The sequence below is a fragment of the Treponema sp. genome, from assembly GCF_017430385.1.
Classification (GTDB): Bacteria; Spirochaetota; Spirochaetia; order Treponematales; family Treponemataceae; genus Treponema_D.
The window spans coordinates 1-15606 of the sequence record NZ_JAFRNB010000033.1; the positions used below are offsets into that span (position 1 = coordinate 1).

General features: G+C 40.3%; 14 protein-coding genes. 9 read left to right on the plus strand and 5 right to left on the minus strand.

Annotated features, from left to right (window positions below):
• Window positions 1-244, minus strand: a 244-nt coding sequence (locus tag IJJ71_RS02320; protein ID WP_296845084.1) for a MetQ/NlpA family ABC transporter substrate-binding protein, incomplete at its 3' end; no start/stop codon positions are given.
• A gap of 217 nt (window positions 245-461) precedes the next feature.
• Between IJJ71_RS02320 and IJJ71_RS02325 the strand changes: the two genes are divergently transcribed.
• The 8 genes from IJJ71_RS02325 (at window position 462) to IJJ71_RS02360 (ending at window position 10127) form a co-directional block, all read left to right on the plus strand.
• Window positions 462-1910: a class I SAM-dependent DNA methyltransferase gene (locus tag IJJ71_RS02325; RefSeq protein WP_296845087.1), complete on the plus strand. Its 1449-nt coding sequence runs from the start codon at window positions 462-464 to the stop codon at window positions 1908-1910.
• Window positions 1911-1912: 2 nt separating this feature from the next.
• Entirely contained in the window at window positions 1913-2785 is an 873-nt protein-coding gene (locus tag IJJ71_RS02330; RefSeq protein ID WP_296845089.1) for a BRO-N domain-containing protein, read from the plus strand.
• Between the two features lie 112 nt (window positions 2786-2897).
• Complete coding sequence (locus IJJ71_RS02335; protein WP_296845091.1) at window positions 2898-4103, plus strand: restriction endonuclease subunit S; 1206 nt, start codon at window positions 2898-2900, stop codon at window positions 4101-4103.
• A 294-nt stretch (window positions 4104-4397) separates the two neighbouring features.
• Window positions 4398-5372 carry a hypothetical protein gene (locus tag IJJ71_RS02340; protein WP_296845093.1) on the plus strand — a complete coding sequence of 325 codons (975 nt, stop codon included), beginning with the start codon at window positions 4398-4400 and terminating at the stop codon, window positions 5370-5372.
• A 170-nt stretch (window positions 5373-5542) separates the two neighbouring features.
• Window positions 5543-6667 (plus strand): AAA family ATPase, encoded by a 1125-nt coding sequence (locus IJJ71_RS02345; RefSeq protein WP_296845095.1) that lies wholly within the window; start codon window positions 5543-5545, stop codon window positions 6665-6667.
• The gene (locus tag IJJ71_RS02350; protein ID WP_296845097.1) at window positions 6664-7509 is read left to right on the plus strand and encodes a hypothetical protein; all 846 of its coding nucleotides are present in this window, start codon (window positions 6664-6666) and stop codon (window positions 7507-7509) included. Before IJJ71_RS02345 ends, IJJ71_RS02350 begins: the two co-directional genes overlap by 4 nt.
• A gap of 96 nt (window positions 7510-7605) precedes the next feature.
• Window positions 7606-8262 (plus strand): DEAD/DEAH box helicase family protein, encoded by a 657-nt coding sequence (locus IJJ71_RS02355; RefSeq protein WP_296845099.1) that lies wholly within the window; start codon window positions 7606-7608, stop codon window positions 8260-8262.
• Window positions 8193-10127 (plus strand): type I restriction endonuclease subunit R, encoded by a 1935-nt coding sequence (locus IJJ71_RS02360; RefSeq protein ID WP_296845101.1) that lies wholly within the window; start codon window positions 8193-8195, stop codon window positions 10125-10127. The genes IJJ71_RS02355 and IJJ71_RS02360 overlap by 70 nt, the downstream gene beginning before the upstream one ends.
• 95 nt (window positions 10128-10222) lie before the next feature.
• Here IJJ71_RS02360 and IJJ71_RS02365 read toward each other — a convergent pair whose 3' ends face one another.
• From IJJ71_RS02365 to IJJ71_RS02375, 3 genes are all read right to left on the minus strand, one after another.
• On the minus strand, window positions 10223-11185 hold the full coding sequence (locus IJJ71_RS02365) for an L-lactate dehydrogenase (RefSeq protein WP_296845103.1): 963 nt from the start codon (window positions 11183-11185) through the stop codon (window positions 10223-10225).
• Between the two features lie 51 nt (window positions 11186-11236).
• Window positions 11237-11917: a methionine ABC transporter permease gene (locus IJJ71_RS02370; protein ID WP_296845105.1), complete on the minus strand. Its 681-nt coding sequence runs from the start codon at window positions 11915-11917 to the stop codon at window positions 11237-11239.
• A gap of 268 nt (window positions 11918-12185) precedes the next feature.
• Entirely contained in the window at window positions 12186-13241 is a 1056-nt protein-coding gene (locus IJJ71_RS02375; RefSeq protein ID WP_296845107.1) for a methionine ABC transporter ATP-binding protein, read from the minus strand.
• A 205-nt stretch (window positions 13242-13446) separates the two neighbouring features.
• Here IJJ71_RS02375 and IJJ71_RS02380 point away from each other — a divergent pair, with 205 nt between their 5' ends.
• Window positions 13447-14619, plus strand: coding sequence for a M20 metallopeptidase family protein (locus IJJ71_RS02380; protein ID WP_296845109.1), 1173 nt, complete (start codon window positions 13447-13449; stop codon window positions 14617-14619).
• Window positions 14620-14666: 47 nt separating this feature from the next.
• Here the strand turns inward: IJJ71_RS02380 and nifH are convergent, their stop codons facing one another.
• A complete protein-coding gene (nifH, locus tag IJJ71_RS02385) occupies window positions 14667-15518 on the minus strand; it encodes a nitrogenase iron protein (RefSeq protein WP_296845110.1) in 852 nt (283 codons plus the stop codon).
• Window positions 15519-15606: the final 88 nt, after the last annotated feature.

The following is a 15606-nucleotide window of genomic DNA, read 5'->3' on the forward strand; positions in this document are numbered from 1 at the left end:
GCTGGAAAGCGTTCAGGTCGATTTCGCCGTTTGCAAGCGCATTGTTCGGTGTGACATAATCCGAAAACTGAACGAATTTGAGGTCGATACCCTGCTTTTTGAGGACTTTCTGAGCTGGTGTCCACAAATCTTCGTAGATTGAGCCGACAACTCCCAGTTTGACGACAGTGTTCTTCTTTTTTGCCGCGAAGCCTGATGTGAGGGCGACTGCTCCGATTAAAACTACTGCGATAATTTTTTTCATATTTGACTCCTTTGGAATAAAATGTGTTGATTCCGTTGTTTGTTATTCCCTAGTAAGTTACTAGGTTTATTTAATGCAATTGTTATACTTGTTTTTACCTACTGTGTCAATGGGTAAGATAAAAAAAAAGTGTGATTTTTCAGAGGGGAGAAGTTCAAAATAGCGCCTATATTTGACGAGTGAATGTTGATATAATGGGATAAAAAGAGGAATTTTTATGAACTACGAGCAAATCTTCAAAAACATAGACGATATCTTATGGAAAGAGGCAGGATGTTCCAACGAACTTGATTATGTAGAACAGACCAGCTGGATTCTCTTCTTAAAATATCTTGATGCTCTTGAAGATGAACGCAGTGATGAAATGGAGCTTCAGGGAAAAGAATACAAGCGGATTATAAAAAAAGAATTCCGCTGGAACTCTTGGGCTTGCCCTAAAACTTCAAAAGGTGAAATAGACCATAAAAACGCCATGACAGGCGACGACCTTACAGATTTTGTAAACCTCAAACTTTTTCCATATCTAAAAGAATTCAAAAATACAGCCGCAACTCCTGATACACTTGAATATAAAATAGGAGAGATTTTCAGCGAGCTCAAAAACAAAATAGTTTCTGGCTACAACATGCGCGAAATCTTAAACTATGCAGACGGACTTCATTTTCAGAGCAGTACAGACAAACACGAAATGAGCCATCTTTACGAAAGCAAAATCCACAAGATGGGAAACGCCGGCCGCAATGGAGGAGAATATTACACACCGCGTCCGCTCATCCGCACAATAGTCCGCGTAGTAGAGCCAAAAATCGGTGACACAATTTACGACGGAGCCTGCGGAAGTGCCGGCTTCCTTTGTGAGGCCTTCAACTACTTAAACGAAAAAGCAAAAACCGTAGAACAAAAGCAGATACTCCAGAAGCAGACCTTCTACGGCAAAGAAAAGAAAGGCCTTGCGTACATCATCGGAATCATGAATATGATTTTCCACGGAGTAGAAGCGCCGAACATCATGCACACAAACACCCTTGCCGAAGACCTGAGCCAGATTCAGCAGCGCGACCGTAAAGATGTCATACTTGCAAATCCACCTTTTGGCGGTAAGGAACGTTCAGAAATCCAGCAGAACTTTCCGATAAAAACCGGCGAAACAGCCTACTTATTTATGGAGCACTTTATCAAAATGCTTAAGGCGGGCGGCCGTGCAGGTGTAGTAATCAAAAACACCTTCCTGAGCAATACAGATAACGCAAGCATAGCCCTTCGCCGCGAGCTTCTGGAAAGCTGCAACCTTCATACAATCCTCGACTGCCCGAGCGGAGTCTTTACAGGAGCCGGAGTAAAAACCGTAGTCCTCTTTTTCGAAAAAGGAAAGCCCACAGAAAAAATCTGGTACTATCAGCTCAACCTGGACCGCAATCTTGGCAAAATAAATCCCCTGAGCGAAGATGACCTTGCCGATTTTGTTGCCCTGCAAAAGACTTTCAGCCCAAGTCCAAACAGCTGGAGCCTCAACGTAAGCGACCTCAATCCCGAAACCCTGGACCTTAGCGTAAAGAACCCGAACAAAAAGGAAGAAAAGCCCCTGCGTGAACCGGCCGAGATTATCAAAGAAATGCGTGAGCTGAACAAAGAGGCAGAAGTGCTTTTGAAAGAACTGGGAGAGTAAAAGTGGAAAACGAAAAAAAAGACTTGCCAAACAAAATACAAATTTTCGATAACAGCAAAATCCGCTCGGTGTGGGATTCAGAACATGAAAAATGGTATTTTGCCATTGTAGATGTAGTAGCGGTTCTTTCAGAGTCTGAAAATCCACAAGCATATTGGAGAAAACTTAAGCAGCGACTCAAAGAAGAAGGAAATGAAACCGTGACAAATTGTCACACTTTGAAATTACCTGCTGCCGATGGAAAAATGCGCCAGACAGATGTTGCTGATGTTCCGCAACTTCTTCGTTTAATTCAGTCCATTCCAAGCAAAAAGGCAGAACCCTTCAAAATCTGGCTTGCAACAGTCGGAGGTGAGTTTCTAGATGAGGCCGTAGATCCAGAGCTTTCAATTGAACGTGCAGTCCAAAATTATAAAAATCTTGGTTACAGCGATAATTGGATTAACCAAAGGATAAAATCAATTGAAGTCCGTAAGGCCCTCACAGACGAGTGGGATAAATCGGGTGTCAAAAAAGGAAAAGAATATGCCTTGCTTACAGACCTGATGTACCGCACTTGGGCAGATATGTCTGCAAAAGAATATAAAGATTTTAAAGGGCTAAAAAAAGAAAACCTCAGGGATAACATGACAAACCTTGAGTTGATTTTGAACATGCTTGCCGAAGCTTCTGCAACAGAGCTTTCTCAAAAAGAAACACCCTCTACACTTAATGAAAGTGCTAGAATTGCAGTTTCTGGAGCCGAAGTTGCAAGAGATGCCCGCAAGTCTTTGGAAAAACGCGGTGGTACAGTCATTTCTTCCAAAAATGCAAAAGAAATTGGAACTCAGCAGCTTCCATTTGAAGACCATCAGAAAGAAGATAATAGTTTTTAGGGAGGAGGGGAAAGCCTTCCCCTCGGCCGCACGTCGTTGCGGCCTACCCCGTCTAGCGGGGGACACCCCCGCAACGCCCCCGTAGCTGCCGATGGAGGATGGAGAATTGAAAGTGAAAAAAGATTGGAAAATAAAAAAGCTTAGTGAACTCTGCGAAATAAACATCGGCCGTACACCAGAACGCGGAAACTCCAAGCTGTGGGATAAAGAAAAGAAAACAGATAATGTTTGGCTTTCAATCGCAGATTTAAATAACACAGAGAATGGATATATATCTGATAGTACAGAATATGTTTCTGATAATGCAGTACCTAAAATGAAACTTGTAAAAGCTAACACGCTTCTTATGAGTTTTAAGCTTACAATAGGTCGATGTGCAATAACAAAAAGAGATTTATTTACAAATGAAGCAATTGCTGCTTTGCCAATTCTAGATAAAAATTTGGATTTGTTCTTTCTAAAATATTATTTAGAAAATTTTGATTGGGCTAAACTGACTGAAGGTGATGTAAAAGTAAAAGGAAAAACATTGAATAAAGAAAAGCTCAAAGAAGTTCCAATTACTCTTCCTCCCCTCGAAGAACAAAAGCGCATAGTCAAAATTCTGGATGAAAAATTTGCACATCTGGAAAGCCTAAAAGCAAATGCCCAAACCAACCTGCAGAACGCAAAAGATTTGTTCCAGTCCCAGCTGGCAAAAGCCTTCAGCAATACCACTTGGGAAAAGAAAAGATTGGGGGATTGCGGATCATTCAAAAATGGAATGAACTTTGCTGCAACAGACAGTGGATACACAATTCGCTCTTTAGGAGTTGGAGACTTTAAGGAGCGTTATAGTATTGATGATACAGAAACTCTTTCAGAAATCTCTTTAAAAGCAGCTCCATCAGAAGATTATCTGCTACATGACGGGGATATTGTTTTTGTACGTTCTAATGGTAATAAAGAATTAGTTGGACGTTGTGTATTAGTTTATCCGAAAGATATTCCAACAACTTACAGTGGATTTTGTATTCGTTTCAGAAAAGATTTTGATTTATTGGATGCAGACTTTCTTTTGCACTTCATGAAAGCAGAAAGTTCTAGAAAAATACTTAACGGGAAAGAAGGTGCAAATATTTCAAATCTTAATCAAAAAATTCTTGGAGACTTTGAAGTACCTCTTCCCCCTCTCCCCGAGCAAAAACGCATCGTAAAAGAACTCGACGCTCTCAGCGAAAAAGTCCGCCTGCTGCAGGAAATCTACACAAAACAAATTGCCAACTGCGACGAGCTAAAACAATCCCTCTTACAAAAAGCCTTTGAAGGAGAGTTGTAAAAATATAAAAAAGATTCATATAACAAGGAGCAACAAAATGTTACAGACAATAAACGGATCATATTTACCATCTTTTTTCCAGATTTATCTAGAAACCGATAAAGATGAATCACATTTTTTGGATAAAGAATTCTTACCAACAATTTGTCATGAATACTTACACTTTACACAAGATATATGTACTGTATATGGATTAATCAATATATCTAATGTTTTTTGTAATATTGCAGATTTTATTTAAATAAAGAAAGTAAGATTATCCGTCTTCCTTATAAAACTGAAAATGGATTGAGAATGCTAAATACAAATCTATTTCATATTTATTTCAATAAGTCGCCATATAAATATGTAGAAAAAAAGGATTGCATAAGTTTTACTGACTATGTTCTTCCTATTGGTACTTCAGAACTTTGCAACTACTATTTATTAATAAAATGTACAGATGGTAATACATATCCTGTTCAATTTGGTGCATGTGCGATTTTAGAAGGTATGGCTCGTATTTTAGAAAATCATTTATATCCTTCTCCAGATAATGGAAGATGGCAAATACCATATGATTTACCTTATTTATTTGCAAATACAGTTTTACCAGAGTTTGCAATTAAACAAGAAAATATCTTTGCCCTTTGTGATATTTCATTACAAATGTATAATCCGGCAGAAGTTTTTTACAATCTTTTATACATTATGAAAGATGAACATTTTATTCCTTCTGATTTAGAGTCATTTTATAATTATTCGTATTCTAAAATTGAAAAAATGTATAAGATAAAATTTACTGACATTTGGAATAAATCTGTAGAAGATGCTAGATATAATCTTAAAAATGCGGTAAACCTTCCTGAATGTCAGTATGCTGTTACATGGGCTGATAATGTAATTGAAACATATACTCAAAAACGTGATTCAGATAAAGTATTTCTCTCTCGATTCATGAGCATGGACAGAGCAACTGCTGAAGTTGAATATTTTAAATTAATAAGAGAAGTTGTATCTCCGATTATCTATAATAAAAAAAATCAGTATTCTATTATGATTGATCACCAAGAAGATGCGCCGTTAGATATTGACCAATTAGCTTATTGGATACATATATCACGAATGTATAATTATATATATACCAAGAATTGTAATTGTCCGTATGATGATATTTGTACTGAAGAATGTAATGACAGAACTAACCCATTAAGGCATTCTGACATATGTCTATTTACACAGTATGGAAGAAATTTTGGTTTAAATCATAAGAAAGTATTAAAACCATAAAAACTCTTGCAATTATAACGATGTTTGAATTTCTATTATTTGAGGTCTTTGTAAAAGAGTTGTAATTATTTAAAACAAAATATATACTTGCCGTAAAAAAATTACGGCAAAAGTGCGTTTTTTAGTGCATTTTGTCGATAATGTAGTATAATTATTTATGAGGTTTGATTATGCTTAAATCATTAACGGTAAGTAACTTTAAGGCTTTTAAAGAACCGGTAACAATTGATTTTTCTACAACTGGTAACTACACTTTTAATACAGAAGCTGTAAAAGATGGAATTGTAAAAACTGCTGTAATGTACGGTAAAAATGCCAGCGGTAAATCTTCTCTTGGTCTTGCCATTTTTGATATTGTTGGGACGCTTACAGATAATTATATCAGTAAAGAAAATTATGCTAATTACGAGAATCGTTATTCAAACGATATGGTAATTTCTTTTGAATATACTTTTTCTTTTAATAATAGGGATGTTGTTTATTCATATACCAAAAGCAAATTTAAGGACATCCTTTCAGAAAAACTAAGAATTAATGATAAAATTCTTGTAGACTACAATCGCCTTAATGATAAAAACAAAATTGTCCTAAATATGAAAGGTGCTGAAAATACAAATTTGATTTTAAAGCAACTTAATTTTTCAATTCTTCGTTTTATAAAATCAAATGTTATCCTTACTCAAAACGAAGAAAATGAACTCTTTGAAAAAATGTACGACTTTGTTAGCAAGATGCTTTTATTCTGGTCTTTGGACACCAAGGGGTTTGTAGGCTATACCCCTGTTAGTGGTCAATCTATTATAGACAAAATTGTAAAAGAAAATCATTTTGCAGATTTACAAAAATTTTTTAAAGATGCAGGATTTGAAGATGAACTTGACCATAGAATTTGGAATGGTGCAGAACAGTTGATGATAAAATATGGCAATGATAATACCATTGATTTCAATTTGGCTGCATCTTCCGGTATGCGTTCATTACTTCTTGTTTATTACTGGCTCGAAGACATTGCAGATCCCAAAAAATGCCCGTCATTTATTTTCATTGATGAGTTTGATGCCTTCTATCATTTTGAACTTTCGTACTTTATTATTGAACGCTTAAAATCTTATGGCTGTCAGGTGCTGCTTACAACTCATAATACTTCAATCTTCACAAATGATTTGCTTCGCCCTGACTGCTATTACATTTGTTCAAAAGACAAAATTGTAAATGCACACAACGCAACTTTAAAAGAATTACGTTATGGTCATAATCTTGAAAAACTTTATCGCGGTGGTACGTTTGGTAAATGATTCTTTTTATCTTTGAAGGAAAAAACGATGAACCCCGTCTCTATAAAACATTAAAAGAGATTTTCCACTTTGAACTGAATGAAGAAGAGATTCTCCATTACTACTGTAGCAATATTTTTTCTTTGTATGACACAATTAAAGAATATGGTATTTTTGATGGCTCAGTAAATCTTATAAATGTTTTGAAAGAGGAAGCCGCAAAACATAAAGAAGTGAAATCAGATTTGGACAGAATAAAATATTCTTACGAAGTTTCTGAAATCTTTATGTTCTTTGATTATGATATCCGCAAGAAGGACGAAAAGAACAAACTCACGATAGAGCAGCAGAATGCAAAGATTCTTGAACTATTCAACTATTTTGAAAATGAAAGCCTTGATTCTGAGCGCAACGGAATTAAGTTGTATATAAATTATCCTATGATTGAGTCTTACCGCTTCTTTAAGAAAGAATTACCTGATGAAGATTTTAAGAATTATATTTTTGATTTAATGAGCGAAAAAAGTTTTAAGAAGATTGTAGATGAAGATTCTTATTATAAAAACTTGAAATATTTATGCTTTGATTTACATAAATCTGGAGAATTGAAAATTTCGGATGATAAAGCGCGTACAGAAAAAATCAAACAAAACTGGTTGCTTCTAAAAGAATTAAATATCAAAAAAGCACATTTTATATGTACTGATGATTATTCAATTCCCGAAAATAAAGATTCAATAAATCAGCAAACTATTTTTAATAAACAGATTGAAAAGTATGTAATTCCAAATCATGAAGTTGCAGTGCTTAATGCATTTCCTCTATTCTGGTTTGAATATGTTGATGAACAGAAAATAAAATAGGGAAATTAGAGGAAAATTTCCCCTAATTTAAACAATATGCACAAAAATTGCAAAAATTTGTGCATATTGTGATAATGTGCACAAACGGAGAACAATATGAACGAAAGCGACACAAGGTTAAAGAAAATCGATCCTGCTCTTCATGCTGCCGGTTGGGGCATTGTAGAAGGTAGCGATATTTTTACTGAACAGCGTGCTTATATTGTGTCGCCTGGCCGTATTGTTACAAAAGCAAAAAGAAATCCGGATAAAATTGATTATCTTCTTACTTACAAAGGCGTAAAGATTGGAATCATTGAAGCCAAGAAAGACGAGCTTGATGTTAGCGCAGGCGTAGAGCAGGCTAAAAAATATGCAAAGGCCATGAATATCCGCTGGACTTATTCTACAAACGGCGACAAAATCTGGGCTATTGATATGCAGGCAAAACCCGGAGATTTTACAGAAGGCTTTGTAGACCGTTTTCCTACTCCACAAGAGCTCTGGGCAATGACATTCCCGGACAAAAACGACTGGCGAGATAAATTTAATCTTGAACCTTTCAACCGAGACGGCGGGAAAATGCCCCGTTACTATCAGGAGAATGCTGTTAATGCCGTATTGGATGCCATAAGCCGCAAGGTTGACCGTATTCTTTTAACGCTTGCAACAGGTACAGGTAAAACTTACATTGCCTTCCAAATTTGCTGGAAGCTTATGCAGACTCACTGGAACATTGCAGAAAACGGAGGCTTCCCAAAATCCTTTTTTTAGCAGACAGAAATATTCTTGCAGACCAGGCCTTTAATGCCTTTGCTGCTTTTGACCAGAATGCATTAGCCAGAATTACTCCAAAAGAAATCCGCAAGAATGGCGGTAAAGTGCCAAAGGGACAAAGCATTTATTTTACGATTTTCCAGACTATGATTTGTGGTGGTGACGGCGAAACAGAAGGGGGCGTTACGGGGGATATCCCCTGTAGAGAGGGTAGCGACCAACGGAGTGGGCGCGCAGGGGGAGTCTTCCCCCTACCAGTACAGGAATATTACAAACAGTATTCTCCTGACTTCTTTGATTTTATCATCATAGATGAATGTCACCGTGGTGGTGCAAATGACGAGAGTGTGTGGCGTAAGTTGATGGAATATTTCCAGCCTGCTTATCAGCTTGGTCTTACTGCAACTCCACGACGAACTATAAATGGAGACACTTATAAATATTTTGGTGAGCCTGTTTATCAGTATTCGCTTAAACAGGGAATTGAAGACGGATACCTTACTCCTTACCGCGTAAAGAGTTGTACGAATCAGATTATTGATGAATATGTTTATGATGAAGATGACAAAATCATTCAGGGCAAAGACCTTTTAGACAAAGATAAAACTTATCCCGAAGCAGATTTCTATCACGGGAAAATAAAAATCCGCGAAAGGGATGAGCTTCGTGTAGCAGAATTCTTAGAAAGTGCAAATCCAGATGAAAAAGCCATTGTTTTCTGTGTAACACAGAATCATGCAATGCAGATTCGCGATATGATAAACTCACAGGCAAAGCGCGGAGTTAATTACTGTGTTCGTGTAACTGCCGACGACGGCGCGGAAGGTGAAGAGCAGCTTAAAAGATTCCAGGACAATGAAAAAACGATTCCGACAATTTTAACGACCTCACAAAAACTCAGCACTGGCGTTGATGCTCAGAATGTCCGCAATATTGTTTTGATGCGTCCTGTTCCGAACATGATTGAGTTCAAGCAGATTATTGGCCGCGGAACCCGTCTTTTTGATGATAAATATTATTTCACAATTTATGATTTTGTTGGTGCTCATAAACAGTTTTACGATGAAGAATGGGATAATCCAAATCCAGTTTGCCCTATTTGTGAAAAATATCCTTGTGAATGTGCCGCTCATCCTAAATGTCCGCTCTGCGGTAAGTGGCCTTGTGAGTGTAAAAAGCCTCCTCGTCCTTGCCCTGTATGCGGAAAGTCACCTTGCATATGCCCTCCAAAACCATGCCCAATCTGTGGAAACCTTCCCTGTACCTGTCCAAAAGAGCTTATTGAAATTGAATTGGGTGATGGACGAAAAGCAAAAATCAAGCAGGATTTCCAATGGGAAGAAAGAGTAATGTATGATGGCAAACTGATTACAATCAAAGAATTTGCAGATATTCTTGTTGATAAAAATACGCTTCCAAAATTCTTCACCGATGAAGAGGATTTAAGAAAGCAATGGCAGAATCCAGAGACAAGATACGCCCTGCTTGAAAAAATGGAACATGAAGGTTTTTCTTTAGATAAACTTTTTAAAGTTCAGGAAATGCTTAATTACGAAAAGTGTGATTTGCTTGATGTACTTGAATATCTTGCTTATAACACAAGTCCTCTTGAACGTCAGCAGCGTGTTAATATTGTCAGGCCTTTACTTGCTGCAGAACTTAATGCAAAACAAAAAGACTTTGTTGACTTTGTATTACAACAGTATATCCAGCAAGGGTATGGTGAACTTTCAATGGAAAATCTGCCTGAACTTATTAAGCTAAAGTACGGTACTATAAATGATGCAAAAGAGCAGCTTGGACCTTTAGGGGAAATCAGCAAAGTGTTTATTGATTTCCAAAAAGATTTATATGCTGCGTAACTGACTACGCACAAAGTAAGAATTTTGAACTGCATTTACGAAAAATAGATGAAAACAAGGGAAATTAGAGGAAAATTTCCCTTATTTCCCTTCCCTCACATCCCCAAAGCTCTTCTGTAGTTTTCCGACATGCTCTTAACGCTTGCGTCGAATTTTGCCTTTTCTTCATCGGTCAGGTTCAGCTCAATCACTTCCGCAACTCCCTCATTATTCAGGCGGCAGGGAACGCTTGCAAAAACATCTTTGTATCCGTACTGCCCGGTCAAAAGAGTCGAAACCGGCAGAATCCTGTTTTCATCTCCAAAAATCGCTTTTACAACATTGGCGATGCTGGCTCCGATTCCGAATTCCGTACTTCCTTTTCCGCCAAGGATAATCCAGCCCGCTTTTTTTGCCCGTAAGGCAATTTCTTCAAGGTCGAGCTTTCCGAACCTTTCCGGCTGCTCCTTAATCAGCTCTAAAAGGGGCTTTCCTGCCACAGTCACAAGACTCCATGGCACAAACTGAGTCTCGCCGTGCTCACTCAAAGCATAAGCCTGAATTGATTTCTGGTCGTAGCCGGTTGCCTCGCTGATTGCACGGCGGACTCGGGCAGAATCAAGCGTGGTGCTTGTAGAAAGAATACGTTTCGGGTTCCATCCAAGTTTTTCCTGCAGGTAATGGGCCACCACATCAGCCGGATTTGAAATGTTTATGATGATTCCGTCGAATCCGCTCGCCTTGATTTTAGGCACAATGTCCTTCAAAATCTCAACCGTCGCCCCCAAAGTCTGCTGGCGGTCGTTCTGGCCAGCCTTCATGTCGGGCAAAGGACCTGCCGCCACAATCAGAATGTCTGCGTCGCCAATGTCAGGATAATCGCCCGCGTAGACCTTCACATGTCGGTCAAGATAAGTGGAAGAATCAAACAGATCCAGAGCCTGTGCCTCAGCCTTTTTCTGGTCAATATCGATATAAACAATTTCTTCTGCCAAGCCCTGCGAAATCAAGGCATATCCACCGTGACTTCCGACATGCCCAGCACCAATAATTGCGATTTTTCTTCGATTCAAACTCATTTTCTGCCACCTTGATAAAATATTTTGCTTATGCACAGCCGCTTCATTCTCTTAGTGTTTATTTCTCTTAATAATCCTGTTTCCCCCAAGCTGAATCAAATTGACCACAATCACAAGCACGACAATCGTAAGCCATGTGACATCAAGCTGATTCCTGTCGTGACCGTACATAATCGCGTAATTTCCCAAACCACCGGCACCGACCGCACCCGCCATCGCAGTCAAGCCAATCAGGCTCACCGTGGTAATTGTCGTCACGCGCACAATCGGCCCAACGCTTTCTTTGAGGTACACGCGGAAAATAATGTCGAGCGGGCCAAGCCCCATGCTTTCGGCAGCTTCAACAAGGCCGTCATCGACTTCGGCAAGGGCACTCTCAATCTGTCGGCTGAAAAACGGCACAGTTCCGAAAATCAGAGGCACAATCGCTCCCCGCACGCCAATCGCCGTTCCCATAATCAGTCGGCTCAGAGGCATAACGCCGGTCAGCAAAATAATGAACGGAATCGAGCGGAACAGGTTGATCAGCTTGTCAAAAATCTGATAAACCGGCCTGTTCTCCAAAATCGCGCCCTTTTTGGTCACGGTAATCGTAATTCCAATCAAAAGCCCCAGTACAAAACTAATCGCCCCAGACCAAATCGTCATGATAAAAGTCTCCAGAAGCCCGTTAAAAAATCGCTCCGGGTGTTTCGCCACATTCGGCAAAATCGTCTCAATAAAATCAGTCATTTTCTCCTCCATAATAAAAAGGGGGATAGGGAGCCGTTCGCGGAAGCGAAAAAACTCGTGAGACGAGTTTTTAGGCGAGTCTCGGTGAAGGCTATGCCTGAACCGCTTCCCCCTGCGTCGCACTTCGTTGCGCCGACACCCCCATCTACAGGGGCTACGCCCCCGTACCCCCGAAGTTTCAACCACAGATTACACAGATTACACAGATTCTATGTTTCAATCTGTGTAATCTGTGCCATCTGTGGTTTATTTATATATCTGCGTCTAATTATTTCGTCCCTGTCTTTAGCACCTCGACCCCGACATCCAGAGCCGCGATGTGCTTCAATGCACGGTCTATCGTGCCGGCCTCTCCGCTTACGATTGCTACCGTTCCGCCGATTGGGGCGTCCTGCACTATTTCAATCTCTGCGAAGATGATGTTTATCGTCACTTCATACAGCCTTGAAATCGCCGAAATCAGTGGCTCCGAAACATTTTTTGTAATGTAAGTAAAGCGAACGAGTTTTTCGTCCTTTTCGAGATGCACCACAGGCGAATCTTCCGAAATCAGCTGCTCAACTTTTGAAAGATTTGATGTCGAGCGGATGAATCGTTTGGTCACTTCGTTCTGAGGCTTTGCAAAAATGTCAAAAACTTCGCCCTGCTCAACGACTTTTCCGTTTTCCATGACCGCAACTTTGTCACAAATCTCTTTGATTACTTCCATTTGATGCGTGATGATTACGATTGTAAGCCCCAGCTCCTTGTTAAGCCTTTTTAGAAGCGCAAGAATTGAGCGGGTTGTGGTCGGATCAAGTGCGCTAGTTGCCTCATCACACAAGAGAATGTCAGGATTGTTTGCAAGAGCGCGCGCAATGGCAACTCGCTGCTTCTGACCGCCCGAAAGCTGGCTCGGAAAATCCTTTGACTTTCCCTCAATCTCAACCAGTTTCAAAAGTTCTTTTACCCGCTCAGAAATTTCTGTCTTTGAAAGCCCTGAGCGTTTAAGAGGAAAAGCAACATTGGACTCAACAGTGCGACTTTTCATCAGGTTGAAATGCTGGAAAATCATTCCGATTTTTTTGCGCTCTTCACGAAGTTCCTTTGCAGAAAGCGAAAGAAAATCCTTGCCACGCACGGTCACGCTGCCCGAAGTCGGCCGGCCGAGCAGTTTTATTGCCCGCACAAGCGTTGACTTTCCTGCGCCCGAATAGCCGATGATTCCAAAAATCTCGCCCTTTTTTACCGAAAGCGAAACATCATCAACCGCAGTAAAATTCCCGTCCTCAGTCTGAAAAATCTTCGATATATTTTTTAACTCAATAATACTTGCTTCTGCCATATTAATACCTACTAATATACTAGGTTATAAATCTTTTTGCCTATTTAGTCAATAGATAGGGAGCGGCCCCGCGTGCGGGGGCAAAACTCACGAGGTGAGTTTTGAGCGAGTCTCGTTCGAAGCTATGCTTCGAGCGCGTAGTAGCTATGTGATACCTATTGACTCAATGGGTAACACATAGTACCCTTTCCCAGCGGAGGAACAAATGACAATTCTGGAAGAAGCCCTTGAGCTCAAACCTTACATGGTCGAGCTGCGAAATTATTTTCATTCTCATCCTGAACTTGCGCACAATGAGTTCAACACTTGCAAATATATAGAAGAAAAACTTTCAGAAATCGCACTTCCCTTCAAAAGAGTTGCCGGAACAAATGTCATCGCGGAGCTTGACTCTGGCGTTCCTGGGAAAACGCTTCTTCTCCGTGCGGACATTGATGCCCTTCCGATTCAGGAAGAAAATGATGTGCCTTACAAAAGCCAGAATTCTGGAATCATGCACGCCTGCGGTCACGACGGCCACACGGCTTATCTTTTGGGAGCGGCAAAAATCCTTTCCGCACACAAAAAAGACTTTAAGGGCAAGGTGATTTTTGCTTTTCAGGCAGCAGAAGAAATCGGAAACGGTGCGCGGGATATAATCAATTCAGGGATTTTAGACAATGTTGACAGAACATTCGCAATTCACTTTCAGTCCGGCCTTGATGTCGGAAAGTTTGCGATCAAAACTGGAAGCGACATGGCAAGCTGCGACCGGCTTAAAATCACGGTTCACGGAAAATCAAGTCACATCACATATCCTGAACTTGGCGCAGATTCTCTTTTTGTCGGCGCACTGATTGCTTCCCAGCTTCAGACTGTCGTTTCAAGGCTCGTTTCGCCGGTTGAAGGCGGCTTAATCGGAATCGGAAGCTTTCATTCTGGCACGACTTACAACATAATTCCATCTGAGGCTGTCTTGGAAGGAACAATCAGGGCTTTTTCAAAAGAATCAAGAAAAAAACTCGCTGATGCAGTGCGCAAAATCGCTGCAAATATTGCGGAAGAATACGGAGCAAAAGCGGATGTTGAAATCGAGGACATTTCAGACCCGCTCATAAATCCTACCGAAACCGTGGCGGAAGTCATCGAATCTGCTAAAAAAATCGTTCCGTCCGAAAACATCATCACGAACATCGAAAAACGCTTCATGGCTGACAATTTCGCAGATTTTTCACGCAAAGCACCGGGAACATACATTCACGCCGGCTCCAGCGACGGCGAAGCGACAAGCTACCCGCATCACAACGAGCATTTTGACCTTGCCGAAGACAGCTATCACTACGCCGCCGCCCTAGCCGTGCAGTACACGATGGATTATTTAGACAGAAAAACTCCTTAAAAAACTCAAAAAATCATGTTTTAGAGATGCCATCAACCTTAATTTTCCTAGATTGAGTAGTTTCCTTCCGGCTCCATCATGCCGTTTTCGATAAGAATTTCTTCCAGGCGTTCCTGTGTGATTGGTGTCGGAATCGTGAAGTTTGTGTTCTCGTCGATTGCCTGAGCTAAATCACGATAAACCTGAGCCTGCGAGCTTTCCGGCGCATACTCGATTACAGTCTTCTTTCGGATTTCAGCCTGCTGAACGATGTTGTTTCGTGGAACAAAGTAAATGAGCTGAGTGTTGAGTTCTTTTGTGAAAGCACGGAGCAAATCAAGCTCGCGGTCAACGTTTCGGCTGTTACAGATGATTCCGCCCAATCGAACGTCACCGCGCTCGGCATAGCGGGCAATACCTTTACAAATATTGTTTGCGGCGTACAAAGCCATCATTTCACCAGAAGCAACGATGTAGATTTCCTGAGCCTTGCCCTCGCGGATTGGCATTGCAAATCCACCACAAACAACGTCGCCCAAAACATCATAGAAAACATAATCCAAATCTTCCGTATATGCGCCAAGATTTTCAAGCATAGAAATAGAAGTAATGATACCTCGGCCAGCGCATCCAACTCCCGGCTCCGGTCCGCCTGACTCTACGCATCGAACGCCCTTAAATCCGACTTTCTGCAAATCTTCAAGCTGAATCTCAGTCTTGTTGTCACGAATTGTATCCAATACAGTCTTCTGATGAAGGCCTCCGAGCAAAAGTCTGGTTGAATCCGCTTTTGGGTCACAACCAACTACCAGAACTTTTTTTCCGAGCTCAAGCAATCCTGCTGTCAAATTCTGTGTTGTTGTAGATTTTCCAATTCCACCCTTTCCATAAATAGCTATCTGCCGAAGTTTCTTTGCCATTTTTACACCTCTTTATTTTTTTATCTTTACCTATTGCGTAAGTAGGTTAAGTGTATTATCATGATATTAACCTAGTATGTCAATGGGT